This is a genomic window from Fibrisoma limi BUZ 3, from assembly GCF_000296815.2.
GTDB lineage: Bacteria > Bacteroidota > Bacteroidia > Cytophagales > Spirosomataceae > Fibrisoma > Fibrisoma limi.
The window spans coordinates 1,170,930-1,194,933 of record NZ_CAIT01000009.1; the positions used below are offsets into that span (position 1 = coordinate 1,170,930).

The 24,004-nt window shown below is 53.0% G+C and carries 25 protein-coding genes; 14 read left to right on the forward strand and 11 right to left on the reverse strand.

Going from position 1 to position 24,004, the window contains the following annotated elements; genetic code table 11:
* Positions 1-34 precede the first annotated feature (34 nt).
* Positions 35-718, reverse strand: coding sequence for a glycosyltransferase family 2 protein (locus tag BN8_RS24450; RefSeq protein ID WP_009284628.1), 684 nt, complete (start codon positions 716-718; stop codon positions 35-37).
* 148 nt (positions 719-866) lie between these two features.
* On the opposite strand from BN8_RS24450, the gene BN8_RS24455 reads away from it, so the two are divergent.
* Positions 867-1,670, forward strand: a complete 804-nt coding sequence (locus BN8_RS24455) for a Rossmann-like and DUF2520 domain-containing protein (RefSeq protein WP_009284629.1) — start codon at positions 867-869, stop codon at positions 1,668-1,670.
* A gap of 73 nt (positions 1,671-1,743) precedes the next feature.
* Entirely contained in the window at positions 1,744-2,733 is a 990-nt protein-coding gene (locus BN8_RS24460) for a WD40/YVTN/BNR-like repeat-containing protein (RefSeq protein ID WP_229368303.1), read from the forward strand.
* Here the strand turns inward: BN8_RS24460 and BN8_RS24465 are convergent, their stop codons facing one another.
* The 3 genes from BN8_RS24465 to BN8_RS24475 all read right to left on the reverse strand — a co-directional run bounded on the left by BN8_RS24465 (position 2,734) and on the right by BN8_RS24475 (position 4,316).
* Positions 2,734-3,339, reverse strand: coding sequence for a Crp/Fnr family transcriptional regulator (locus BN8_RS24465; protein ID WP_009284631.1), 606 nt, complete (start codon positions 3,337-3,339; stop codon positions 2,734-2,736).
* Positions 3,340-3,445: 106 nt separating this feature from the next.
* Positions 3,446-3,925: a DoxX family protein gene (locus tag BN8_RS24470; RefSeq protein WP_009284632.1), complete on the reverse strand. Its 480-nt coding sequence runs from the start codon at positions 3,923-3,925 to the stop codon at positions 3,446-3,448.
* A 40-nt stretch (positions 3,926-3,965) separates the two neighbouring features.
* Complete coding sequence (locus BN8_RS24475) at positions 3,966-4,316, reverse strand: nuclear transport factor 2 family protein (RefSeq protein WP_009284633.1); 351 nt, start codon at positions 4,314-4,316, stop codon at positions 3,966-3,968.
* A gap of 219 nt (positions 4,317-4,535) precedes the next feature.
* On the opposite strand from BN8_RS24475, the gene BN8_RS24480 reads away from it, so the two are divergent.
* Positions 4,536-5,663, forward strand: a complete 1,128-nt coding sequence (locus BN8_RS24480; RefSeq protein WP_009284634.1) for a M48 family metalloprotease — start codon at positions 4,536-4,538, stop codon at positions 5,661-5,663.
* A 90-nt stretch (positions 5,664-5,753) separates the two neighbouring features.
* Here BN8_RS24480 and rocD read toward each other — a convergent pair whose 3' ends face one another.
* Positions 5,754-7,001, reverse strand: coding sequence for an ornithine--oxo-acid transaminase (rocD, locus tag BN8_RS24485; protein ID WP_009284635.1), 1,248 nt, complete (start codon positions 6,999-7,001; stop codon positions 5,754-5,756).
* A gap of 157 nt (positions 7,002-7,158) precedes the next feature.
* On the opposite strand from rocD, the gene BN8_RS33420 reads away from it, so the two are divergent.
* From BN8_RS33420 to BN8_RS24525, 9 genes are all read left to right on the forward strand, one after another.
* Positions 7,159-7,329 carry a C1orf53 family protein gene (locus BN8_RS33420; RefSeq protein WP_192579089.1) on the forward strand — a complete coding sequence of 57 codons (171 nt, stop codon included), beginning with the start codon at positions 7,159-7,161 and terminating at the stop codon, positions 7,327-7,329.
* 60 nt (positions 7,330-7,389) lie between these two features.
* Positions 7,390-7,629: a 50S ribosomal protein L28 gene (gene rpmB, locus BN8_RS24490; RefSeq protein WP_009284636.1), complete on the forward strand. Its 240-nt coding sequence runs from the start codon at positions 7,390-7,392 to the stop codon at positions 7,627-7,629.
* 135 nt (positions 7,630-7,764) lie between these two features.
* Positions 7,765-8,484, forward strand: a complete 720-nt coding sequence (locus BN8_RS24495; protein WP_009284637.1) for an RluA family pseudouridine synthase — start codon at positions 7,765-7,767, stop codon at positions 8,482-8,484.
* A gap of 94 nt (positions 8,485-8,578) precedes the next feature.
* Positions 8,579-8,878 (forward strand): Dabb family protein, encoded by a 300-nt coding sequence (locus BN8_RS24500; RefSeq protein ID WP_009284638.1) that lies wholly within the window; start codon positions 8,579-8,581, stop codon positions 8,876-8,878.
* A 167-nt stretch (positions 8,879-9,045) separates the two neighbouring features.
* Positions 9,046-10,830 (forward strand): tetratricopeptide repeat protein, encoded by a 1,785-nt coding sequence (locus BN8_RS24505; protein ID WP_009284639.1) that lies wholly within the window; start codon positions 9,046-9,048, stop codon positions 10,828-10,830.
* Between the two features lie 66 nt (positions 10,831-10,896).
* Positions 10,897-11,754, forward strand: a complete 858-nt coding sequence (gene lolB1, locus BN8_RS24510) for a lipoprotein insertase outer membrane protein LolB1 (protein ID WP_009284640.1) — start codon at positions 10,897-10,899, stop codon at positions 11,752-11,754.
* A 23-nt stretch (positions 11,755-11,777) separates the two neighbouring features.
* The gene (locus tag BN8_RS24515; RefSeq protein ID WP_009284641.1) at positions 11,778-13,190 is read left to right on the forward strand and encodes a murein hydrolase activator EnvC family protein; all 1,413 of its coding nucleotides are present in this window, start codon (positions 11,778-11,780) and stop codon (positions 13,188-13,190) included.
* A gap of 96 nt (positions 13,191-13,286) precedes the next feature.
* Positions 13,287-14,105: a 3-methyl-2-oxobutanoate hydroxymethyltransferase gene (gene panB / locus BN8_RS24520; protein WP_009284642.1), complete on the forward strand. Its 819-nt coding sequence runs from the start codon at positions 13,287-13,289 to the stop codon at positions 14,103-14,105.
* A gap of 33 nt (positions 14,106-14,138) precedes the next feature.
* Positions 14,139-14,870 carry an RluA family pseudouridine synthase gene (locus BN8_RS24525; protein ID WP_009284643.1) on the forward strand — a complete coding sequence of 244 codons (732 nt, stop codon included), beginning with the start codon at positions 14,139-14,141 and terminating at the stop codon, positions 14,868-14,870.
* A gap of 71 nt (positions 14,871-14,941) precedes the next feature.
* On the opposite strand, the gene BN8_RS33425 is transcribed toward BN8_RS24525, so the two are convergent.
* A complete protein-coding gene (locus tag BN8_RS33425) occupies positions 14,942-15,118 on the reverse strand; it encodes a hypothetical protein (RefSeq protein WP_192579101.1) in 177 nt (58 codons plus the stop codon).
* A 326-nt stretch (positions 15,119-15,444) separates the two neighbouring features.
* Between BN8_RS33425 and BN8_RS32060 the strand changes: the two genes are divergently transcribed.
* Positions 15,445-15,813 carry a DUF8478 family putative metalloprotein gene (locus BN8_RS32060; protein WP_009284644.1) on the forward strand — a complete coding sequence of 123 codons (369 nt, stop codon included), beginning with the start codon at positions 15,445-15,447 and terminating at the stop codon, positions 15,811-15,813.
* Positions 15,814-15,944: 131 nt separating this feature from the next.
* Positions 15,945-18,362, forward strand: a complete 2,418-nt coding sequence (locus BN8_RS24535) for a TonB-dependent receptor (protein ID WP_009284645.1) — start codon at positions 15,945-15,947, stop codon at positions 18,360-18,362.
* 74 nt (positions 18,363-18,436) lie between these two features.
* Here BN8_RS24535 and BN8_RS24540 read toward each other — a convergent pair whose 3' ends face one another.
* From BN8_RS24540 to BN8_RS24560, 5 genes are all read right to left on the reverse strand, one after another.
* Positions 18,437-19,654 (reverse strand): pyridoxal phosphate-dependent aminotransferase, encoded by a 1,218-nt coding sequence (locus BN8_RS24540; RefSeq protein WP_009284646.1) that lies wholly within the window; start codon positions 19,652-19,654, stop codon positions 18,437-18,439.
* A gap of 112 nt (positions 19,655-19,766) precedes the next feature.
* Positions 19,767-20,264: a 2-amino-4-hydroxy-6-hydroxymethyldihydropteridine diphosphokinase gene (gene folK, locus BN8_RS24545; RefSeq protein ID WP_009284647.1), complete on the reverse strand. Its 498-nt coding sequence runs from the start codon at positions 20,262-20,264 to the stop codon at positions 19,767-19,769.
* A gap of 56 nt (positions 20,265-20,320) precedes the next feature.
* On the reverse strand, positions 20,321-21,316 hold the full coding sequence (locus BN8_RS24550; RefSeq protein WP_009284648.1) for a formylglycine-generating enzyme family protein: 996 nt from the start codon (positions 21,314-21,316) through the stop codon (positions 20,321-20,323).
* A gap of 65 nt (positions 21,317-21,381) precedes the next feature.
* Complete coding sequence (locus tag BN8_RS24555; RefSeq protein ID WP_009284649.1) at positions 21,382-23,346, reverse strand: hypothetical protein; 1,965 nt, start codon at positions 23,344-23,346, stop codon at positions 21,382-21,384.
* The gene (locus BN8_RS24560; RefSeq protein WP_009284650.1) at positions 23,336-23,932 is read right to left on the reverse strand and encodes an RNA polymerase sigma factor; all 597 of its coding nucleotides are present in this window, start codon (positions 23,930-23,932) and stop codon (positions 23,336-23,338) included. Before BN8_RS24560 ends, BN8_RS24555 begins: the two co-directional genes overlap by 11 nt.
* Positions 23,933-24,004 lie beyond the last annotated feature (72 nt).

A 24,004-nucleotide genomic window follows, 5' to 3' on the forward strand; every position in this document is an offset into this window, starting at 1 on the left:
AAGCAACAATTCACAACGTTGAGTATTTACTGTGTTACAAGTACCTGAATATTGTCGTAATAATCTTGTATCCAGCTAAAATCGTTCCCTTCACGGTTCCTGATATTTTAGAAAAGCCGATCCGCTTCCGGTAGCTAACGGGCACTTCAGTAATCCGTAAGCCCTGTTTGGCGGCCTTCAACTGCATCTCTACGGTCCATCCGTAGGTTAGATCCCGCATGTTCAGGGCCAGCAAACTATCAAACCGAATCGCCCGGAATGGCCCCAGATCCGTGTAACGAACTCCGTACAGCCAGCGCATGAGCGTTGTGGCCAGCCAGTTTCCAAACACCTGCTGGGGTGTCATGGAGCCGCGCTGCCGGTTGCCCAGCGCCCGCGATCCAATCACCAGATCGACCTCTCCCGCCAGAATCGGAGCCACCAGGGCTGTCATTTCGCCGGGATAATCGGAGTAATCAGCATCGAGAAAAACAACGACATCCGGTTTTTGTTGCCGATTCTGAGCGTAGGCGATACCCCGCAGACACGCTCGTCCGTAGCCCTGAATCGGCTCATTCAGAACAGTGGCCCCGGCACGGGCCGCTTCTACAGCCGTTTGATCGTTGGAGTTATTGTTTACGACTACAATTTCATCAACTAAGCCGGTGGGTATGTCCCGCACCACATTACCAACCGAGTTTTCTTCGTTGAAGGCGGGGATTATGACGAGAATGGACAAGAGCGATGGGGTTTGGGCGTGGGGCTGGGGCGCGGAGCACGGGGCGAAGGGTACGTAAAAGCCCTATGCCCCTTGCTCCACGCCCCCAGCCCCACGCTTTTTCACAAAGGTAACGCACGCCATACAATCAAAAGTCATATACTTGACAATGGAAATATCGTTTATCGGTGCCGGAAACCTGGCCTGGCACCTCGCTCCTGCGCTGGAAAACGCTGGCCATCACATCAATGAAGTATTCAGCCGACAGTTGCAGCATGCCCGGCAACTGGTCAGTATACTGTATGATGCCCGTACACATTCGGAACTGAACTTTGCCGACAGTCCATCCAGCCTGTTCATACTGGCCGTTCCCGACGATGCCCTCGAAGCAGTCTGCGCCCGGCTTGTGCTGCCCGAAGGCGCTACAATCGTGCATACATCAGGGAGCCAGCCACTCAGTGCGCTGGAACAATGGATGGCCGTTTACAGCGACATACCCGTCCAGACGGGCGTTTTCTATGCCTTGCAGACGTTTACGAGAGGGCAGCCACCGATGGCGTTTGACGAGATACCGCTCTGCATCGAATCCAACGACAAAGCAACCGAAACTCAGTTGGTGCAACTGGGCCAGGAACTCAGCGACGTTGTGTACCTGATTAACTCCGAAGAGCGGCAGATGCTGCACGTAGCGGCTGTTCTGGCCTGTAATTTTACCAATCATCTGATGGCTCTGGCCCGCGACCTGACCACGGCCGAAGGGCTCGAGTTTGATCTGCTACGTCCGATTATCCGCGAAACATTTCGTAAGGGTCTGGCTGCCGACAATCCGGCCGATGTTCAGACAGGCCCGGCCCGGCGGGGCGATCAGACAACCATCAACCGCCATCTGGACTTTTTGTCAACCCGTCCGCAGTTTTACGAAGTGTATCAAGTGCTGACCGAGAGTATTCAACGGCGGTATAATTCGTTATAATGGTATGACTTCCCCATTTCGACGCAACCGCTGCGCAATTGCTTTTATTACTTTCTGTGTTTCAGGTCTTTTATTGACTTCGTCTGCTCTGGCTCAATGGCAACCGCAGAACGTAGGGACCGATGCCAGCTTCCGGGCTGTCAGTGCCGCTAACGAAAAAGTTGTCTGGATTGGGGGTACCCGCGGTACGTTCGTTCACACCAGCAACGGCGGTCAATCGTGGGAGCAGGGCCAGGTTCCCGGCGCCGACAGTTGCGACTTCCGCGATGTTCACGCCGTCGACGATCAGACGGCCTACCTGATGAGCGCCGGACCGGCCGAAAAAGGCCAGGCACGTATCTACAAAACTACCGACGGTGGCCGGAACTGGACGCAGTTGTACGAAACCAAACAAGCGGGTGTCTTTTTCGATGGCATGGATTTCTGGGACAAACAGCACGGCATTGTGTTCAGCGATCCTCCGGCTAATGGCAAGTGGTTTATCCTGACGACCGACGACGGTGGAAAGACCTGGCAGCCCGTTCCGCCCGAAGCCTTGCCCGCTATGCAGCCGAACGAAGCCGCGTTTGCCGCCAGCGGTACCAGTCTGGTTGTTCAGGGCAAACGAAACGTGTGGATTGCCTCCGGTGGCGGTACGGTCGGCCGGGTTTTCCGCTCCACCGATCGGGGCAAAACCTGGGCCGTGAGTAATACACCGCTGCCTGCTGGTAGCGCAACGGGACTTTTTGGCCTTCGATTTTTTAACGAGAAGAACGGTATGGCTGTGGGTGGCAATTACCAGCAAACAACCCAGACCGGCCCAAACGCAGCCATCAGCCGCGATGGTGGCCGCACCTGGCAGGCCGTTTCCCCTACCGACCCGCCTGGCCTCAAAGAAGCCGTTGCGCTGCTGCCCGGCGACCGGCTGCTGACCATTGGCCCATCAGGCAGCAGCATTTCCGCCGACCAGGGCCAAACCTGGCAGCGGCTGGACACCGAAGGCTTCCACGCGCTGGCCTGCGTAAAAGGCACTTGCTACGCCGTAGGGGCCAAAGGTAAAGTGGCGGTGCAGCGGTTCAAATGATCAATGGCGGGTGGCGAGTTCGCGACGGATTTTACTCAGGAATTCGGGCGTAATGCCCAGGTAGGACGCCAGCATGTATTGCGGTACCCGCTGTTCAATGAGTGGGTACCGCTGGCGAAAGTCAAGGTAGCGTTCTTCGGCCGTCTGGCTGATGGTTGAGAAAATCCGGTTCTGGAAAGCGATGAACGCCTTCTGTAATTTAACGAGGAAGAATCGTTCAAACTTCGGGACGTTGATGAACAGTTGCTCAATGTCCTTCTTCTCAATCTGCAGCAAATGCGCTTCTTCGATGGCTTCTACATATAACGTAGCAGGCTGTTCGGTCAGCAGGCTCTGAAAATCCGAAATCCACCAGTCTTCCAGCGCGAAGAGGACATTGTGCTCCTGCCCTTTTGGGTCAATGGCAAAAGCCCGAAGCGTACCCTTCACGACAAAATTCTCGAATCGGCACACTTCACCCTGTTGCACGAGATACTGCCTACGACGTAGCACACGCGGTTTGAGTATGCTCAGGAAGTACGTTTCTTCCTCCTCGGTGAGGCTGATCAACTGCTGCACATGGCTCAGAATCCGCTCGTGAGCAGCCGCGGTGTCGAACACTTGCATAACCACAGACGACAGCAACCCGACAGGGCCGGGTTGCGAGTTAGTTTGCCGGTAAATATGGCAAATTACGTCTGCTTAAAACAAGTCGCTGGTAGCCGCCGGGCCTTTATTTCGCCAGTTTACTGTCCAGAGACAGTTTACCCCCGCCCGATATGAGCAGCGAAACGGCCATCGCTACGATCAGCAGATGATACTCATAGCCCTCGCCCGGCTGGCTACCGTTCCAGTTCATAAAGAAACCAATTGCTACGTGTGCTGTCAGAATGATGCCGGTGAACAGCAGACTGATCAGGACACCCACGACGCGGGTAAACAGGCCGGCAACGAGCAGGAAGGGCGAGAGAAACTCAATCAGTATAATACTAAGCGCCAGCAGATACGGCAGATTAACCGTTTCCGTGAAATACTGCATCGTTCCATCAAAGCCATACCCACCGAACCAACCGAATAGTTTCTGGGCACCGTGGGGAAACAAGACCAGCGCCAGCATCAGGCGAATCACGAGAGGTGCAGCCTCATCATTCGTGGCCACCACCCAGCGTAGGGGAAAAACCGGCGTTTCGTCCGGTACGGTCAGCGTTTTCATGCGTAATTTTTGTTAGATCCTCCACTTACTTCATGATACGTTATCCGGCGTAGTAAAACTTCTCGCGGATGATCCGCCCATCTTTCCATTCCTGCACCGACACGTGTTTGTACTGCTTATGCCCCCACTCGCAATGCGTGTAGTCGTACTGCCATTCGACAAACGAGTGATTCTCGCTGGCTGACGTTTTCAGTGGCACGGCCGAAAAATTTGATACGTTGGCTTCGAAGTCGGCTTCGCGCTCATAGTTAGCCTGCTTGCCGATCATGGGTGCCTGCTCATTTTCCTGCATCACCACGTCGTCGTGGTAGTACGTATCGAAGGCGTGCAGGATGTGCCCTTGCTGAACCAGACGGTTCAGGCCCATCAGCTTTTCCAGGGTAGTTTGCATGATTTGTGTTGTTTTTGTTGCTTAACTGATGCAAAACTACCGCCCCGCCTGGGTCCAAAACGATGAAGTATCTTAAGAAAAACGGTTGAACTAGATTAAGAAAAAGGCCTACGATCGATCGTTATAGCCTAAAGTTGAACGGTCGCCAGCGTCGATTTACAATGCCTGCCTAGTTCTGTTCGTTATTCTGCCGTGATGAACGATTAACCCCACCCGGTTATGAACGTGAAAGCGGTTTTATACGTAACTACGCTCGTTTTAGGGGCAACCGGCTCTTTGTCAGCTCAAGCCCCGACCCGCCAGCCGATGCTGGTTTCCGAATCTTTTACCTGCAATTTCACCGGCGCGGCCGTGAATCCGCAGGTTCTCTGTAACTACATGGCGTACACCTCCAATGGCCACGCCGAACGTGTTGTCGACCGGATCCTGAAGCCTATTGGGTTGCTGCGTAATTTTAAGATTATGGAGTGTGCCAATACCCAGAACTGCTTTGCTACGGTCGTGAAGGGGCAGCGGTTTATCATCTACGACGGTGCGTTTATGCAACGAATCGAAGATGCCACCGAAACCGACTGGTCGGCTATCAGCGTCATGGCGCACGAAATTGGCCACCACCTCCAGGGCCATACCATCGACGGAAAAGGCGGTCAACCGTTGAAAGAGATTGAAGCCGATAAGTTTTCGGGCTTTGTGCTACACCAGCTTGGAGCATCGCTTGACGAATCACTGGTAGCCATCAAGCTACTTGGTAATGAACACGCCACCTCGACGCACCCGGCCAAACCCGCCCGTATCGAGGCAATCCGTAAAGGCTGGCTCGAAGCCGAAGAACTGTATCCGAAATGGAAATCGGCAAACAAACCGGCCGTAGCGACCGCGCCGAAACCCATTGCCGACGACGAAACTACTGTCTCAGCTCGCCCCACTACGCCTACTCGTACCAACACATCCGTCCGTACGGTTGGCTGCGTTTCCGGCGACTGTGAGGATGGCCGCGGGGTTTTCGTGTACCCCACCCGCGAGCGTTACGCCGGCGAATTTGAAGAAGGCGACAAACACGGCGAAGGCACGGAATATTACGCCGATGGTAAGATTAAATACAAAGGCAACTTCCGCGACAACGTCCGTTCCGACTACGGTGTGTACTACTACCGCAATGGCGACCGCTACGCAGGCTGGTTCCAGAAGAACGTACCAAACGGCAAAGGCGTGTATTACTTCGCCGACGGGGACCGGTTTGTTGGCTACTTCAAAAATGGGCAGCGCAACGGTCCGGGCATGCTTTACAACGCCGACGGCACCAAGGAAGAAGAAGGCGTCTACGAACAAGACCAGAAGGTGAGGTAAAAAAAAGGAGAAAAGGAGGAAGGGTAGGAAAGGAGAAAGGAAACTGTAGCGGCTTCCTTTCTCCTTTCCTACCCTTCCTCCTTTTCTCCTCTAAAAATTAAGAATCGTCTTTTCAATAATATCGCAGGCTTCGTGCACCTGATCTTCGTTGATAACGAGTGGGGGCGCGAACCGAATCTTGTCGCCATGGGTTGGCTTGGTCAGCAGCCCATTGTCGCGGAGTTTCAGGCAGATTTCCCAGGCGGTTTCTTTGCCATATTCCGGGCGCTCGCTGATCACAATCGCGTTCAGCAGGCCCTTGCCCCGTACCGATTTGACCAGTTCCGTTTTCTGACTCAGGGCCGTCATCCGGCTCCGGAAAACCTCACCCATCGCCATCGCGTTGTCGGCCAGGTTTTCGTCTTTTACTACCTGAAGCGCTTCCATCGTCACGGCGCAGGCCAACGGGTTGCCGCCGTACGTACTGCCGTGTTCGCCGGGTTTGATTGTCAGCATTACCTCATCGGACGTCAACACGGCCGATACCGGCATCGTCCCACCCGACAGGGCTTTCCCCAGTACGAGCAGATCCGGTTTTACCTCTTCGTAATCGCAGGCCAGGCGTTTACCCGTCCGGCCGATACCGGTCTGCACTTCGTCGGCAATGAACAGTACGTTGTATTTGGTGCATAGCTCGCGCACACCCCGCAGATAGCCTTCGTCCGGCACCACAACCCCGGCTTCACCCTGGATTGGCTCAACCATGAAGCCCGCAATGTTCGGATCACGCTTGAAGGTCTCCTCCAGCGCAGTCAGGTCGTTATATGGAATAATGATGTAACCCGGCAACAGTGGCCCAAAATCGCGGGTGCTGCTCGGGTCAGTGGACGAGGAGATAGCCGCCAGCGTACGGCCCCAGAAATTGCCGGCCGCGTAGACCGTTTTAGCCTGATCCTGGGGAATACCTTTCACCAGGTACGCCCATTTCCGGGTCAGCTTCAAGGCGGTTTCGCCCCCTTCGGCACCCGAGTTCATTAATAAGGCTTTGTCATAGCCAAAGTACTCACACAGGAATTTCTCGCAGATACCCGTCTTATCGTTGTAGAAAGCCCGCGAGGTTAGGGTCAATCGCTGCGCCTGCTGGATAAACGCATTAATGATACGTGGGTGGCAGTGTCCCTGGCTAACGGCACTATAGGCTGAGAGGAAGTCAAAGTACCGTTTGTTTTCTACGTCCCAGACAAATACGCCTTCGCCCCGCGTCAGAACGACCGGAACGGGGTGGTAGTTATGAGCGCCGTAGTTCCACTCAAGTTGCATGGCCTGTTCTGTGGCCGAGATAGGCAGTGCGGTTTCCATAGCAGTACGAATAATTAGTGGTGAACAGTTGATGAAGGGGTATTAAATTATAGAACCAACCGTTTAAACAGTTCGTTCCTTTCAAAAATAGCCTGAATTAGGGAGAAGGCAAAACCCAACCTGCTTCATCTCCACAGGGTTAATACAGATATAACATATGGCATCCCACCGGAAAAATAAGAAGATTGATAGCCTCGCAGATGAAGATTACTACTATACCCCGGAAGGTTTTGTCGTTTTTACGGCCGCCTACCACTTAAAACGCGGTTATTGTTGCAAAAACGGCTGTCGGCATTGCCCGTATGGTTTCAAAAAAGCCAAGGAATAGTTTGCGTAGTATCAGCCTTTTAGCTAATTTTGCGCCCTCATACGGAAAACGAGTACGGTCATGGCCAGAGTTTGTCAAATCACAGGAAAGCGGACGCGGACGGGAAATAACGTTTCTCACGCCAACAATAAAACAAAGCGTAAGTTCTACCCGAACCTCCAGAAGAAGCGTTTCTTCGTGGAGTCGACGGGCGAATGGGTCACGCTGAAAGTTGCTACGTCTGCCATCAAAACCATCAACAAAAACGGTCTGGAAGCGACCCTGCGCAAAGCACAACAGCGCGGTACGCTATCCATCTAACGTTTTTGGGGTTATCGCATTACCATAGCCTCTTCCAGTCCGGAGGAGGCTTTTTGCATTTAGTTTGACGTTTGAGAGTAAGACCAGGACCAGTTTTGCTGCTTACCTCAACCAACGAACCTGAACAGTTTACTCATGAAACTGAACTTTGAGGATTTAATCGTTTTTGAAAACGACGACTATATATTAATCAATAAGCCGCCCCACATTGCATCGCTCGATGAGCGCACTAACGACCGGGCGCTGAGCATCATTCGGCTGGCCAAAGCCTATCATCCCGACGCGCAACTGGGGCACCGGCTGGACAAGGAGACGTCGGGTATCCTGGCGATTGCCAAACACCCGGAAGCCTATCGACACCTGGCTATGCAGTTCGAGCACCGCGAGGTGACCAAGCGCTACCACGCCGTAACGAATGGTGTCCACGACTTCGACGGCGTTTCAGTGTACCTTCCGATCGCACCGATCAAAGACGGTACGGCCGTTCGGATTGACCGGGAGAAGGGAAAACTGGCTGAGACGATCTTCAATACATTGCAGGCTTACCGGCAGAATACCCTCGTGGAATGTCTTCCCATTACGGGTCGTATGCACCAGATCCGGGTTCACCTGATGTGTCTGAAAGCACCAATCGTCAATGACCCGACGTACGGTGGCGAGCCACTGTTCTTGTCGGAACTCAAGCGGAATTTCAATCTGAAGAAAGACACCGAAGAATTGCCGCTGATCCAGCGGGTGGCGCTGCACGCCCATTCGCTGACGTTTGAACTACTCGACGGTGAGCGTCGGCAGTTCGAAGCGCCCTATCCGAAAGATTTTGGCGTTTTGGTTAAGCAGTTAGAAAAGTTTTCATAAACACGTAGTAAGTTAGCGAGTCGGTAAATAGGTCAATACACGATATGTAATCGGCTTATGAAGCTACCGACCAGCTAACTTATTACCTGATACCATGTTCGTTCACACAGTTTTTTTCTGGCTCAAGCACCCCGAAAATCAGGCTGATCGCGACGCGCTCCGCGCCGGTCTGGAATCCCTCAAAGGAATCAACGACATCACAACGGCGTACATCGGCGTTCCGGCTGATACTCGTCGGCCCGTCATTGACCACAGCTACGACTTTTCGCTCACGTTTGTCTTTGGAGATAAAGACGCCCACGACCGCTACCAGATTCACCCGGTACACCTGGAATTCGTGTCCGAATGCAGTCACTTGTGGGAACGAGTGCAGGTCTACGACGCCGTTTCGTAGCATTTCATCCGTTGCTCAGGAAGGTAGTTCACTCAGAATAGCTAACTTAATAAGTATTTGCTATTTTGGACTACCTTTGTTTATATATCAAAACACAACCGGGCTGCAATAGTAACGGTTATTGACTCGTTTTTTGTAAGCACGTACTTTATACCACGCTGACCACAATGAACAAACCATATACGTTTTGCCGAAGCCGGCGACTGCTGGGATTGGTCGGCGGATTCGGGCTACTTATCTGGCTCGGGGTGACGCCCGTTGCGGCTCAGCGCAAGGATACAAAGCCGGACACGGAAGCCGGTAAAGCAGCTTCTGGCACCACAACCCTGGCCAAAGCCGAAGAGGAACTCCTTTTTACGGAGGGCATGCGACACCTGATGACCGACGAGCCTGCTCGAGCGATCACTCAGTTCGAAAAACTGCTGCAAAAAAATCCGAACAACGCGGCTGCTCAGTATGCTACAGCCAATGCCTTACTGAAAACCGGTAAAACTGCCGAGGCTATCCCATTTGCGTCAAAAGCCCACTCGATCGACGTTAATAATAAGTTCTATACCCTGCTGCTGGCCGAACTGCTCGTTAAACAGAAGCGGTATGGAGAAGCCGAAGAACTCTACGAGCAATTACTCAGCAAAGGCACGGAGAACGCCGAATATGGCGTCGAACTGGCAGCCATCTACCTCTTTGACGATAAACCCGACAAAGCGCTGGACGCCTATAACCGCGTAGAACGCGTGTTGGGGATGAACGAGGAGATCACGCGCCAGAAACAGCGGATTTACCTCAAGCAGAATAAGATTGATAAGGCCATCGAAGAAGCCGAAAAGCTGGTGGCTTCGGAGCCGGGCGAACCGGAATACCTGCTCGAAGGGGCAGAACTCCTAATCGCCCATGACCGCGACGACCAGGCTATTAACTGGCTCGACAAGGCCCTCAAGCTGAATCCGGACCTGCCCCAGGCCCACGTACTGCTTGCAGACGTGTACCGTAAAAAAGGCGATATGGCCCGGGTGACCAAAGAGCTAAATCAAGTTTTCGCTAATCCGAATCTCGAGGCCGGATTAAAAGCCCGGATTTTGTCGAGCTATGCCGGAGCTACGGGCGAGAGCACCGCAGCCCAGCAGGATGCGCTCAAAATGGCGCAGGATCTCGCGAAAACAAGCCCCAACGATCCGAAAACCCAGATCATGCTGGGCGACCTGCTGACGCAGCAGGGTAAAAAAGCCGAAGCACGGGACGCCTACGCTAAAGCCGCCCGACTCGACGGCTCTACGTATGAAGTCTGGGGAGCTTTGTTGCAACTGGACAGCGAACTAAATCAGGTAGACAGCCTACTGGTTCATTCGCAACAAGCCCTCGAAGTATTCCCGACGCAAGGATTCTTCTGGTATTCAAACGGCTCTGCGCACCTGTTCAAACGTCATTATCAGGAAGCCGTCGACGCCCTGGAAGAAAGCCGGAAGCTTTTGAGTGTCACAAATAACGCTGAACTTGTTAAAGGCATTAACGCTCAACTAGGCGATGCCTACAACGGGCTTGGTGACCACGCCAAATCGGATGAAGCCTACGAGCTGGTGTTAAAGGAAGATCCACAGAACGACCACGTACTAAACAATTACAGCTATTTCCTGTCGTTGCGGAAAGAAAATCTGCCGAAGGCCCTTCAAATGTCAAAGAAGCTGGTAGAGCGCAACCCGACCAACGCTACGTTCGTGGACACACACGCCTGGGTGCTCTACACCATGAAGGACTACGCTAAAGCCCGGCAAATGCTGGAAAAAGTAATCCAGGCTAATCCGGCCAGTGTCAGCGGCACCATACTTGAACACTACGGCGACGTACTGTTCCAGCTTGGTGAAAGGGAGAAGGCACTGGACCAATGGAAAAAAGCAAAAGCCAAAGGCGAGACCAGCGATGCGCTGGATAAAAAAATCGCTACGGGGAAGTTATAAAGAAGTTTGTCGTTCGTGGTGGGTAATTCGACTCAGGCGCTGAACAACAAACGACGAACTAGTTTCATGAACAAATACCTTCTGTTTGCCTTACTATTGGGGGTTTTACTGAATTCGGAAGGCTGCCGTCGTCGGCGGTTGTCGCGTTCGGCCCCTCCCCGCCCTACTCCTGCTGATACCGTAACTGCCGCCCGCCCTGCGCCCCCTGCTGATACCACAAACAACCCGACTCAGAACCGGCCGGGTATTGACGAAGCGCGCGCCATTGTTGCCGAGATAGATTTTAAATATCTCGTTGCCAAATCGAAAGTATCGTTCAAGAGCAAAGATCAGGACATTAACAATGCCAACGTCAACCTGCGCGTTCGTAAAGACAGTGTAATCTGGTTTGCGGTAACAGGGCTGGGCCTTGAAGTAGCCCGGGGACTGATAACGCGTGACTCAATCCAGATTCTGGACAAAATTCATAAGGAATATGCGGCCTACGATTTCCCAACCCTTAGCCGTCAGTTCAATTTCAATCTGACGTTCGATCTGCTCCAGGCGCTCATTGTCGGGAATCTGCCCCTGCCCCAGAAACCGGCACAGAAAGTAAAGCGGGATCGTGATTACCTGCTCCTCCGGCAAACGGAAGGCAAAGTACTGGTCGAAAATTACATTGGCGAAGACGATCGTAAGCTGAAAAAGCTAATGGTTGTTGAGCAGCCAACCAGGAATACGCTACGGCTGGATTATGAGGATTTCGCGGCCCTGAACAATTTTCTGTTTCCGTTTACGAGCCTGATTACACTAGACTATCAATCAAAAACCGACGGGCAGTACTACCAATCACTGCTACGTATTCAACATAACAAAGTTGAACTGGTGGATAAAAATCCCGGGTTTCCGTTCACCATCCCGGCAAAATATCAGCGACGGCCGTAGGCAAATAGTCGATTGACATAACTATGCAGATTACAGCTTTTTTTCGATTGCTTTTTCGCGTTTGGAGTATCGGAGCCGTGTTTATCGGTTTGTTAGTGCCCTTGTCGGTGCAGGGCCAGCAAACCCAGCGGAATCGCCAGACGCTGGAAAAAGAAAAGAAGCAGAATCTGGAGAAAATGAATCAGATCAGGACCATCCTGAAACAAACCGCGTCGGAAAAGCAGGTAGGTCTCGGACAGTTGAAAGCCCTGAACCAGCAAATTCAGGCTCAGACGCAACAGATCAATCTAATCAATAAAGACCTCCGCCTGACTGACACCGAGATCGCCGAACTACGTCAGGCCAGCCAGGCGCTGAAACGCGACCTTGAAAAGCTGAAATCTGAATACGGTGCCATGATCTATGCGGCCGACAAGCGTCGGCAACAGGTGAACCCCATCAGCTTTCTGTTCGCATCCGAAAGCTTCAACCAACTCGTCGCCCGATATAAATACCTTCGTCAGTACTCCGACGCCCGGCAGAGTCAGGTTCGGCAGATGAACAACATCCAGTCCATGTTGCAGAACAAGCAGCAGGTCACGGAACGTAAACGGAAAGAACAACGCGGAGCACTTGCGGCCAAAGTTCGGGAGGGCGAAAAACTTTCTACGCTGAAGGAAGAGCAGAACAAGGTAGTTAAAGAACTTGGCCAGAAAGAGGTTGAACTGCGCGCTGAACTGGCTGAAAGTCGCCGAGCTGTGAATCGGCTCGAAGCCATGATTACGCGGATCATTGCGCGGGAACGGGCCGAACGCGAAGCCCGGGAACGGGCGGAGCGGGAACGACTGGCCCGACTGGAAGCAGCTCGTAAGGCGGCCGAGCGGAAACGCGCTGAAGAAGCTGCGGCTGCCGGCGAAAAACCAGCCAAGACCGACGCCGACGTAGCAGCCGCTGAACGCGAAGAAGCTGCCGAACGCAAGTCGAACGCGGCCCGACCCGACGAACGACGTAACAACAACCTGAACAGCGAAGAAACGGCCCTGGCATCCTCGTTCACTTCGTCGCGTGCCCGACTACCCTGGCCAGTATCGCGCGGCTTTATTTCGGACCACTTCGGACGTAAACCCCATCCCGTGTTAAAAGGGATTTACGTTGAAAACCAGGGCGTCGATATCCAGACAAACGCCGGCGAAACCGTACGGACCGTATACGATGGTATCGTACAGGACGTAACCAGCATGCCCGGCATGAACAATGTAGTCGCTATTCAGCACGGCGACTATTTCACGGTATACGCCAAGCTACGGAGCGTATCGGTTCGAACCGGACAGCGCGTGAAAGCCCGGGAACCCATCGGTACCGTTGCAACGGATAAAAATGGCGTTTCGGAGCTACAGTTCCAGATCTGGAAGGAATTTACCAAGCTCAATCCGGAGTCCTGGCTTATCCCCCGGTGAGTTAATCGGGCACTGAGGATAGTGGTACGTTAGTTTCGCGTAATTTTGCGCGGCCCCGGCCTATTGGCCGGCATCTTACCTTACTGACCATCATCTATGTCCGTTCATAATCCCGACATCAAGCGCGTTACGACGCACACCATACAGGAACTTAAAAATAAAGGTGAAAAAATATCGGCCCTGACCGCCTACGATTACTCGATGGCGCGTGTGGTCGATGCGGCCGGTGTTGAGCTGATTCTCGTCGGCGACTCGGCGTCGAACGTCATGGCTGGTCACGAAACGACGCTACCCATTACGCTCGATCAGATGATTTACCACGCCAGTTCAGTGGTGCGGGCCGTAAAGCGGGCGCTGGTCGTTGTCGATCTGCCGTTTGGCTCCTACCAGGGTAACTCCTCGGAAGCGCTCCGGTCGGCTATCCGGATCATGAAAGAATCGGGTGCTCACGCCGTTAAGCTGGAAGGCGGACTGGAGGTAAAGGAATCCATCGTCCGGATTCTGAGCGCGGGGGTTCCGGTTATGGGTCACCTCGGGTTAACGCCCCAGTCGATCTACAAATTTGGTACGTACGCGGTTCGGGCTAAAGAGGAAGCCGAAGCGCAGAAACTGATGGACGACGCCCGCATGCTCGAAGACATCGGGTGCTTCAGCGTAGTGCTCGAAAAAATTCCGGCGGCTTTGACCCGGCAAGTGTCCCAAAGCCTTCAGATTCCAACCATTGGTATTGGAGCCGGTCCCGACGCCGACGGCCAGATTCTGGTCCTGCACGACCTGCTGGGTATTACGAAGGATTTTAAACCGCGTTTCCTACGCCGGTACGCCGACCTTAGCACAATCATGACCGAGGCCATTGCGCACTACGTCGATGACGTAAAAGCCCGGGACTTTCCGAACGAGAACGAAGCGTATTGAGTTATGTAAGCTGGACAAACAGGTCCATGGGCTATGAAGAAGAAACCATATCAGGTGGTGTATGAAGACAACCACCTGTTGATTGTCAATAAAGAACCAGGCATTTTAGTCCAGGGCGACCGTACCGGCGACATTACGCTCCTCGACGTGCTGAAAGAGTACGTTAAAGAGAAATACAATAAACCAGGCGATGTTTTTCTGGGCCTGGTTCATCGGCTCGACCGGCCGGTCAGTGGCCTGGTGGTGTTTGCGCGTACGTCAAAAGCACTGGAGCGGATGAGTGAAATATTCCGGAAGCGGCAAGTGCAGAAAACCTATTGGGCCGTTGTCCGCCAGAAACCACCCAAGGACAGCGACAAGCTGGTTCATTGGCTGGTTAAAGACGAACAGAAAAATCAGACCACCGCTCACGAATACGAAGTCCCCGGTTCGCAACGTGCGGAGCTGACGTATCGGGTGCTGGGCCGAATCAATGAACACTACCTGCTCGAAGTAAACCCGGTCACCGGTCGCCCGCACCAGATCCGTGCGCAGTTATCGGCCATTGGCTGTCCAATCCGGGGCGATATTAAGTATGGATATGACCGGGCCGTTCCGGACAAAAAAATATACCTGCATGCCCGTCGGCTTTATTTTGTTCATCCTGTAAAAAAGGAGCCTATCATTTGCAAAGCGGGAGTACCGAACGACCCCTTCTGGGAAGAATTTTTAGAACTGGACAAAGAGGATTACAAAGACAAAAATCTCAACTTTATTTTTGAGTAAATGAAAAACCCGGCGGCTATTCAGTCACCGGGTTTAAAGTATATAAGCAAATGATTGTCCTAGAGTAAATATCAATCTATAGTGGCCTCGGTTTTACGATGCGGCATCACATCAGTCCACAGTTGGTCCATCACCCGATCAGCCATCTGGATTGCCCCCCGTAGCGCACCGAACAACATACACAAGGGCAAGATGACGGGGAGGAAGAAAATCCATTGTAAAATCATGTACAAACGAACGTTTTTCATCTCATGTGTCGGTTAAATTAAGCTAAGCTAAGTTTACGGTATAGTTTCAATAGTGAGTTGCACACGCCATGACTGTCATATGCAGCCCCTTTAATATTCAAAATTAACCTTGCCTTAATACAAAAACAAGAATTTTATTGAAAAGTTTACAACAACAAGTATACACTTTTCAATAACTATTTTGTCACTATTGTAACTTCATATAAAACAATAGCAAGTTTGGGGCCAAAGTGACACAAGCCTACCTACCTGTTAAAAACTAATTCACATCGAAGTATTACGAATTTAATACATTTACATAAAAATTAGGTTAAAATTTCTTTAGCGTGCTGCGGTCCAGACATAATCAGCTAAGGATAGCTCGCTTTCTACTTGGTCTGTACATTGCCATACTGACCAACGGGGTTGTTTTTCGCCATGCCCACCGCCTGGCCGACGGAACAATCATCACGCACGCGCACCCATTCAAACCCTCGCCTTCCAGCCAGTTTCCTAGTCACTCCCACACACAGCAGGAGCTAATCTGGCTTGATGGCATCAGTAACGTCCTCTTTACCAATCCAGATTTTTTGTTCTGGCAGCCGCTCGTGCTGATATTGGCTTTGTTGACGGCGGCTTTGGGCAATCTTACGTTCTCCTTCGCGTCACCGCACATCGGATTTCGACACCGGGGCCCACCCGTGGTTTTGGCTTAATTGCTTGCTTTCCGTACAACGCCTTTGTCGCTGTTTACACCGTATGTGATCTGTTTCGACAGGGAACAGATGGCGTGTGTGCGCACATTGGCTCGTAGTAGTCCAGTTTGCCAAACCATATTCAAGCCTCCATGCTTCGACTTCTCACTCTTTTTCTTTTACTGCCTGCCGCAGTATCGGCACAATCTATACTCAATGGCCGTATTACAGACCGAACTACCCGCGAACCACTCGCTGGGGTAACTATTTACCTGCCCGCTTTGCAAAAAGGCGGCTCGACTGATACGCTCGGAAACTTTCGGGTTGCAGACCTCCCGGCCGGCTCTCATAAGGTGGAGATTCGGTTTCTGAGTTATCGGCCCCAAACCCGCACCATTCGGCTCGCGGGCGGGCAGACAACGCTCGACGTTATCCTGGAACCCGAAGCGTCACAGCTTCAGGAAGTAGTCGTGACGGGCCTGACAACCGGTTCGACGGTTAAGGAAAGTCCGGTACCAATCATGACGTACTCGAAAGTTCAATGGCTCCAGACCAGCTCGACCAACCTGACAGATGCGGTCAGCCGACTGCCGGGTATGTCGCAGATTACAACCGGCGTCGGTCTGTCCAAACCGGTGATTCGGGGACTCGGCTTCAACCGGGTTATTACGGTACACGACGGTGTTCGGCAGGAAGACAACCAGTGGGGTGAAGAACATGCCCTCCAGATCGACGAGTACTCGATTGACCGGTATGAAATCATCAAAGGCTCGGGGAGTATGCTATACGGCTCCGACGGTCTGGGTGGCGTCATGAGTCTGATTTCTGCTCGTCCGCCTGATCCGGGTGTCTATCGGGGACAGATTCTGACCAACTACCAGAGCAACAACGGCCTGATTGGCTTATCGGGCGTAGTTGAGGGCAACCACAATGGTCTTTTCGGACGACTTCGATTGAGCCACAAGAACGCTGGTAATTACCGCAATCGGTATGATGGGCGAGTGTATGGGTCGGCTTTCCGCGAGTTCAACGTGAACGGTACGATTGGCATTAACCGTCGGTGGGGGTATTCGCAAATTTATTTTTCCAACTGGCATCAGGATATCAACATCGTGACGGGCGAACGCGATCAAACGGGTCGGTTCCAGAAGCTGGTTCGGATGGATAGCGATTCGGAAGCCCTCGCACCGGTGTCGGACGGCGAACTACGTAGCCGAGCCATCAATCCAGCCAACTACCAGAATCTGAACCACATGAAAGTTTCGTGGAACACCTTCACTAAAGTTGGAGGAGGCAATCTGTCGGCCATTATCAGCTACAGCCAGAACCGCCGGCAGGAATTTGCCAGTACGCTTACTCCCGGTCAGCCTGCGTTGTACTTCTTCCTGCAAAACGTTTTTTATGACCTGAAATATTACTTCGGTGGCAAAAATGGCTGGGATTTTACGGTTGGCGGCAACGGGATGTGGCAGTACAACCAGAACCAGGGACTTGAGGTATTGTATCCGGGTTATAAGTCGTGGGACAACGGTGTGTTTGCGTTTGCCCAGAAGAAGACCGACCGGCTGACGGTGAACGGTGGCGTACGGATGGACGTCCGTCAGATGCGAATCAACCAACTGTATGCCGACAGTGAAGGTGTTTTCAGCGAAACGCCAATCCGTGGGGGTACGGTTCGGTTCAACGGGCTTGACAAGACGTATTCCAACCCGACAGCCAGCCTTGGTGCTACTTACAAGCTCTCGGATCAATGGACGGTAAAAAGTAATCTGGCCCGTGGTTTCCGGGCTCCCGCTACTCCGGAACTGTCAGCCAATGGCGAACACGCCGGTACGTTCCGGTATGAGATTGGCAACCCAAACCTGCAATCAGAAACGTCGTGGCAGTACGACATAGGTGTTCAGTACGAAACGCCGTCTGTATCAATCATTGCTAACCTGTTCCAGAACCGGATCGCCAACTACACCTATTCCGAAAAAGTGCTTGACCGGTTCGGCCGCGATTCAATTGTTGACCCGGCCCGCCCGATCCTGACGTATCGATACGTCCAGGGGAATGCCGTTCTATATGGCGGAGAAGCTCAGGTCACCATAAATCCAAGAGCCGCCCGCTGGTTTCATTTTACGACATCCTACTCGCTGGTTCGGTCGCGCAATCTGTCAGCCACATCAGATTCAGCCCGTTATCTGCCGTTTCTGCCACCTCCACGGCTACTCAGTCAGTTGAAATTTACGAAAGTGGAGAGCGGAACCCGGTGGCGAAACATGTACGCTCAGGTGGAAGTCGAACACAACTGGCGGCAAAACCAGGCGTTGCTGGCTTATGGTACGGAGACGGAGACCCCGGCCTATACGTTGATTAACCTCGGTGCCGGCAGCGACGTACTCAGCAATGGACAACCCTTGTTCTCAGTGTACGTAGCCATTCAGAATCTCTTCGATGTAGCGTACCAGAGCCACCAGAACCGCTTGAAGTATTTCGGCGTGAATCCGGCCACCGGACGGCCTGGTGTCTTCAACATGGGCCGGAACGTGAGCGTGAAGGTGGTTGTCCCGATCGGGCGAAGATGAGGATTTAAGGAGAAAAGGAGAAGGGAGGAAAGGAGGATGGACAGTATTCCCTTCTCCTTTTCTCCTCCTCTTGTCTATTTCAACGTAGCCACGGCGTCTTTGATGCGCTGGATGGCTTCGGTCAGGGCTTCATCCGAGGCTGCCGTTGAAATACGCAGGCAGTTAGGAGCGCCAAAACCAGCCCCTGCAACCGTCGAAACAAAAGACGTCCGAAGGAGCCACATGGCAAAATCGTCGGAGTTATTGATCGTCGTTTGTCCATCCGACTTGCCATAGTAATAGCTGATATCGGGGAACGCGTAGAAAGCCCCCTGTGGTACGTTCGTCCGGAAGCCGGGCACTTCTTTCAGCAGCTTCACAACCAGGTCACGACGACGTTCATAGGCCTTCGCCATTTCCTGCGTCGGTTCCATCGTACCGGTCAGGGCTTCAACGGCCGCTTTCTGGGCAATCGAGTTGGTACCCGACGTGACCTGTCCCTGCAGCTTTTCAACGCCGTCGGCAATCCACTTGGCAGCCCCAATGAATCCGATCCGCCAGCCAGTCATAGCAAAGCCTTTCGCCATGCCGTTGACGGTGATAACGCGGTCGGCAATCTCCGGAACTGACCCAATGCTGAAATGACCTTCAGGCGTGAAATTGATGTATTCGTAGATCTCGTCGGCCAGCACGAATATGTGTTCGTGACGAGCTACCACCTCGGCAATGCCCCGCAGTTCCTCTTCCGTATACACCGAGCCGGTTGGGTTGTTCGGCGACGCATACATAACCACCTTCGTTCGGTCGGTGATGGCCGCTTCAAACTGCTCCGGCGTCACCTTAAAATCATTCTCAAACGGCCCGTCCAGGACAACCGATACGCCCTCGGCCAATTTCACCATCTCGGAGTAGCTAACCCAGTATGGCGAGAAAATAATGACCTCATCGCCCGGATTGATCAGCACCTGCAGCACATTGGCCAGCGAGTGTTTAGCCCCGGTTGAAACGACGATATTCTCTGGTTTCCAATTCAGGTTGTTGTCACGTTTAAACTTATCGGCAATGGCCTTACGCAGATCCGGGTAGCCGGCCACCGGCGTATAGCCGTGGTAGCCTTCGTCGATGGCTTTCTTGGCAGCCTCGCAGATATGAGCCGGCGTTTTGAAATCAGGTTCGCCGATACTCAGATTGATTACTTTGTGCCCTTGCGCAGCCAGTTCGCGGGCATTTTTGGCCATCGCCAGCGTCGAGGACTCCTCCAACGCATTGATGCGGTCGGCTAATAGACTCGTGGTGTCGAGCGTGGCAGACATAATCGGTGGTTATATTGATAAACTGACAACAAACTGACCACAAAGGTACTACCTTTTCAGTGGTAAGCCTTGAAATTTCGGAAATTAAAAAACGGCCGCTGATGCCGCTAACTCACACCGATTGCCCAGGTACGTAGCGATTAACCTGACCGTCGTCGGGTAGTTCGTTTAACAACTCCGTAGTGGTTTTGTGAAAAACTGGGTGTGCGAAATCAGGAGCGATGTCAGCGAGGGGCACGAGCGTAAATCGCCGTTCGTGGAGGTACGGATGCGGTACCGTCAGCGTATCGGTGTGCAGAACCAATTGATCGTAGTAGAGAATATCAATGTCAATCAGGCGGGCGCCCCACTTTTCGTGTCGGACGCGCCCCAGTTCCTGCTCAATGGCCTGCGTTCGGGTCAGCGTTTCCTCCGGCGAGACATCGATTTGCACGGCTATCACCTGATTCAGAAACGTAGGCTGGTCCGTAACGCCCCAGGGCGCGGTTTCGTACACCGCCGACTGCTGCGCTACGGTTCCTACCCGTTCAGCAATCAGATCGACCGCACGACGTAACGTAGCAACGCGGTCGCCGAGGTTAGCACCGAGAAGGAGGTAAGTTGTTGGCATGTTTTGCAGCGGACAGGTTGATGTGTCCGCTGCAAAAATGGGTATAATTAATCAGATCAATAATCTTTGATTGGCTCGATGTTGTAATACGACTTGATTTCTTCGTCGCTCGGTTTGGTGGCCGGGCGGACGATGCGGAAACCAACGAACGAGGCACTCGTGAGCCACCAGTCACTCTTGGGGCTTTGCGGATCGAGTACTTTCCACGATGGATCGGAGGGCGTGCGGGCCGCCGACCGTAGTACAGTCGGATCGTCGTCCCACGAGCCCCCACGGACAGAATTGGGGTAAAGGGTAGTCGTCGGCGCGTACGGCTCCTTTACGGTTCCTTTGGCCACTGACGCGTAATAGGTCGGAATATACTGATCCTTTGTCCACTCCATTACGTTGCCATGCATGTCGTACAAACCAAACGGATTCGGCTTTTTGGTACCTATTTTCTTATAGGCTCCATCGCTGTTTCCCTTGAACACCGCATACTCGCCCAGTTTTTTCACGTCGGCTCCGAACGAATAAGGTGTCGTCGTTTTAGCACGGCAGGCGTATTCCCATTCAGCTTCCGTGGGCAGGCGGTAAAAAATACCCGTTTTGTCGTAGAGCCAGGCGCAGAACTTGATAGCTGCGTATTGGGTCATGTTAATCGCAGGATAGCCGGCCCGCCCCATTCCGAACGACATATCAACGTAGGGCGGACTTGGCCGTGTGCTGGCGTCGGTTTTGCTCAGATCGCCACCGGGGTATTTGGCGGCCATTTCGGTTTCCATGTTCTTGAACGCATAGAGGTCGTACAGGTCCCAGGTCACCTCATATTTTCCCATCCAGAACGGCTCAATTTTTACCTTATGCTGAGGCCCTTCGTCGGGTTTCCGCCCCTTTTCGGTAACCGGACTGCCCATCATAAATTCTCCGCCGGGGATGGCTACCATCTCGTAGGTCTGGTTACTGCCGGAAATTGCCTGGGTGTAGGATGTAAACTTGTCGGGGGTTTGTGCAAACGCTGCCAGCGAACTCATCGCCAGCAAAACCGCAGGCACCAGATGGGGTAAGCGCATATTCAGATTGTTGTAAGAGAAATCGATTTACCATTGAAAGGTAAAAATACAAACCTTCTCCTTACTTAAAACCGAAACAATACGCGTGCCCGCACGCCAACCGACGTGTTGTTGAGTGAGTTGTCCGATAGCCAGAACGGAATAGTAACGTACGGACTAGCCTGCACCACAAACCGGTTTATCTGCTTTTCAACGCCCATCGACACCATCCAGGAGTGATAGAGGTCGTTCGTTTGCTGCTGCCTGAGTTCAACGATCCGGTCTTTGTCATAGCCTGGTTTCGGGCCGGGCCCTGGTTGCGGTATCGGAATATAACGCAGCCGGATCAGGTACGAAGCCTGCCCTTCGGTATAAACGCTCAGATTGGCTCCCACCGAAGGAGTCAGCACGAAGCCCCGTTTCAGCGGAAGCCGATAGCTCACCGATATAGGCAGCTGCCAACTGGAACCCTGTAGGTTGATGTCCAGAATATCGTGGATGTACGTTACTCCCCGGCCAAAATCCCGCCGAAAATCATGACGTTTCTGATCCTGGAAATCCACTTCGGTAATGAAACGCTCACTGGGCAACCACACCCGGTTCAGGCCGATGCCTACCGCCCAGTGTCGGCCCAGCAGCACTTCCCCGTAAGCCCCTACACTCTGCTGATTGGTACCCACCTCGGCGGCTCCGCCAATACGTACCTGTCCTGAAGGCGTCGGGCGGACGCTCTCCGGCTCGGCACTCGATGCATCCGTCGATGTCTGTTTTGGAATGTTGATGGCTACGGACGTAACGGGAGCCGAGGGTGTCGCCGGCTTGATTCGACGGGCTCGTCGGTTAAATCGTGTTACTAAGGCGTCGGTGTTGGTTTGAATAGCCAGCGGTTGCAGTGGCGTCACAGTTAACTGTTTTTCATCGCTACCTGTTGCGGCTCCCTCGACCTGTTCATTAGCAGCCAGATTTATCCCTCGCTTCGGCTGATTATCTTCCTCATTTCTTGGCGCTGCATCGGTAGTTTGCCCCCCTTTGTAGCCAGATGAACGAAGCACGGACCCATTGGCCGATACCAGTCCGGTTGCCTCGCCGGTCGGTTTGGCTCCTTTAGTCCGACGACCGCGACTCTTGTTTGATGCATTGCCGAACTCAGACAACGTATTGGTTGCCATCCGCTCACCCGATACACCCGAACGGCTCCGTGGCGTAGTCCGATCAAACGTATTGCCGCTAGCTACTTGCCGATCGGTTGTGACCTGACCCGGCAATTCGCTCACACCCGATTGATGTTCTGGCTGCTTAGAGTCAGGCAACCTATCTGATCTAGCGGGCTGACTTTCAACAGCAACCGGTGTATTGGGTTCGGTCGATCTGGAACGGGCCAGGTCTGACTGGTTTTGAATACGCTGTTGTTTGTTTGGCGCGACTCTATGTAAATCCGTTGGGTTTGCTGTTTCGGTTCCATTAGTGTTGCTGCGGGTTACAGCGTCAGACCGGGTCACGCCTGACCGGGTCACGCCTGAAGGCTGGGGCGCGTCAGACGTACCGTCAGACGCGAGTTGGTTTGGCCTAGTCCGATTTACTATCACGCCTGACGGTACGTTAGACGCTTGGGTGGTGGAACCGGCTAACCGCTGATTTGGACTAAGGCGAGCCGACTCAGCTTCTGTGAGTGTAGAGTTATTGGTCGATAGTGAAGGAGTTTGTTGGGGCTGGATGGGATTTATACGGGTAATATACACCGTATCAGCACGCGGTTGCGGCTGTTGCAAGGCAGTCTGGGACTGTTCCAGGCGAGTCACCGTCTGGCTGAGCGAATCAAGTTTGGTCTGAAGCTCCCGATTGGTCTGGTATTGCCAGACAACCGCAACCAGCAGACTGGCGGCCGTCAGACCAGTAGCCACCGGCTGTAGCCACCGACTGGCCCCAGACCAGGCCGGCGGAAAGCCGTGCTGGTGCAGGTACGACTGCATCCGTACCCAATCCTTTTCGCGGTAGGTAGGTTGCAGGTCCTCCAGCTTTTGGCGGATACGATCATTAAACTTATCGTTCATACGGGCGAATGTCAGTCAAAAAAAAATGAGGATAGTGTCGCTTTATAAGTTGCTGGAGCCGCTGGCGCGCCCGCAGAAAGTGCGAACGGACCGTAGCTTCGTTGCTGGGTAGCAGATCGGCGATTTCGCGTAAGCTGTAGCCATCTACTACGTGCAGGTTAAACACCGTTCGCCATACTGGAGGCAGTTCCTGCACCAGAGCCAGAATCTCCTCGGCCGTGATGCGATCCAGTATATCGTCGTCAAAGCTTGGCTCGGGACTATTTTCCAGCGTCGAATCCGGTTCATTTTTATGATACCGGCGGTAGTAGCTGATGGCCGTATTGACCAGAATAGCCCGCAGCCATGCCTTAAAGGGCTGGCTCGTATCGTACTGATGCAGATGCTGAAAAACTTTCAGAAAGCTTTCATTGAGAACCTCTTCCGCTTCCTCAACGGTAGACGAGTAGCGCATGCAGACACTTTTGGCATATCCAAAAAACTGTTTGAACAGAACCCGTTGTGCCTGCGCATTTTGGGCACGGCATGCCTCAATGACACTCAGCAGGTCATTTTCGGAAAAAGAAGAGCGTTTCCGGAACAGCAACGGCGTTGACGATTAAGCCAGTAAATGTCTTTATCCTCTTCTGTACGCGAAAACGTTATCGATCGTTGCAGC

What these genes read in the sequence shown, in the direction of transcription:
- BN8_RS24455 (WP_009284629.1), top strand. Translation starts at nt 867, where the DNA reads ATGGAAATATCGTTTATCGGTGCCGGAAACCTGGCCTGGCACCTCGCT.
- BN8_RS24465 (WP_009284631.1), bottom strand. Translation starts at nt 3,339, where the DNA reads ATGCAAGTGTTCGACACCGCGGCTGCTCACGAGCGGATTCTGAGCCAT.
- BN8_RS24470 (WP_009284632.1), bottom strand. Translation starts at nt 3,925, where the DNA reads ATGAAAACGCTGACCGTACCGGACGAAACGCCGGTTTTTCCCCTACGC.
- BN8_RS24475 (WP_009284633.1), bottom strand. Translation starts at nt 4,316, where the DNA reads ATGCAAACTACCCTGGAAAAGCTGATGGGCCTGAACCGTCTGGTTCAG.
- BN8_RS24480 (WP_009284634.1), top strand. Translation starts at nt 4,536, where the DNA reads ATGAACGTGAAAGCGGTTTTATACGTAACTACGCTCGTTTTAGGGGCA.
- rocD (WP_009284635.1), bottom strand. Translation starts at nt 7,001, where the DNA reads ATGGAAACCGCACTGCCTATCTCGGCCACAGAACAGGCCATGCAACTT.
- BN8_RS33420 (WP_192579089.1), top strand. Translation starts at nt 7,159, where the DNA reads ATGGCATCCCACCGGAAAAATAAGAAGATTGATAGCCTCGCAGATGAA.
- rpmB (WP_009284636.1), top strand. Translation starts at nt 7,390, where the DNA reads ATGGCCAGAGTTTGTCAAATCACAGGAAAGCGGACGCGGACGGGAAAT.
- BN8_RS24495 (WP_009284637.1), top strand. Translation starts at nt 7,765, where the DNA reads ATGAAACTGAACTTTGAGGATTTAATCGTTTTTGAAAACGACGACTAT.
- BN8_RS24500 (WP_009284638.1), top strand. Translation starts at nt 8,579, where the DNA reads ATGTTCGTTCACACAGTTTTTTTCTGGCTCAAGCACCCCGAAAATCAG.
- BN8_RS24505 (WP_009284639.1), top strand. Translation starts at nt 9,046, where the DNA reads ATGAACAAACCATATACGTTTTGCCGAAGCCGGCGACTGCTGGGATTG.
- lolB1 (WP_009284640.1), top strand. Translation starts at nt 10,897, where the DNA reads ATGAACAAATACCTTCTGTTTGCCTTACTATTGGGGGTTTTACTGAAT.
- BN8_RS24515 (WP_009284641.1), top strand. Translation starts at nt 11,778, where the DNA reads ATGCAGATTACAGCTTTTTTTCGATTGCTTTTTCGCGTTTGGAGTATC.
- panB (WP_009284642.1), top strand. Translation starts at nt 13,287, where the DNA reads ATGTCCGTTCATAATCCCGACATCAAGCGCGTTACGACGCACACCATA.
- BN8_RS24525 (WP_009284643.1), top strand. Translation starts at nt 14,139, where the DNA reads ATGAAGAAGAAACCATATCAGGTGGTGTATGAAGACAACCACCTGTTG.
- BN8_RS33425 (WP_192579101.1), bottom strand. Translation starts at nt 15,118, where the DNA reads ATGAAAAACGTTCGTTTGTACATGATTTTACAATGGATTTTCTTCCTC.
- BN8_RS24535 (WP_009284645.1), top strand. Translation starts at nt 15,945, where the DNA reads ATGCTTCGACTTCTCACTCTTTTTCTTTTACTGCCTGCCGCAGTATCG.
- BN8_RS24540 (WP_009284646.1), bottom strand. Translation starts at nt 19,654, where the DNA reads ATGTCTGCCACGCTCGACACCACGAGTCTATTAGCCGACCGCATCAAT.
- folK (WP_009284647.1), bottom strand. Translation starts at nt 20,264, where the DNA reads ATGCCAACAACTTACCTCCTTCTCGGTGCTAACCTCGGCGACCGCGTT.
- BN8_RS24550 (WP_009284648.1), bottom strand. Translation starts at nt 21,316, where the DNA reads ATGCGCTTACCCCATCTGGTGCCTGCGGTTTTGCTGGCGATGAGTTCG.
- BN8_RS24555 (WP_009284649.1), bottom strand. Translation starts at nt 23,346, where the DNA reads ATGAACGATAAGTTTAATGATCGTATCCGCCAAAAGCTGGAGGACCTG.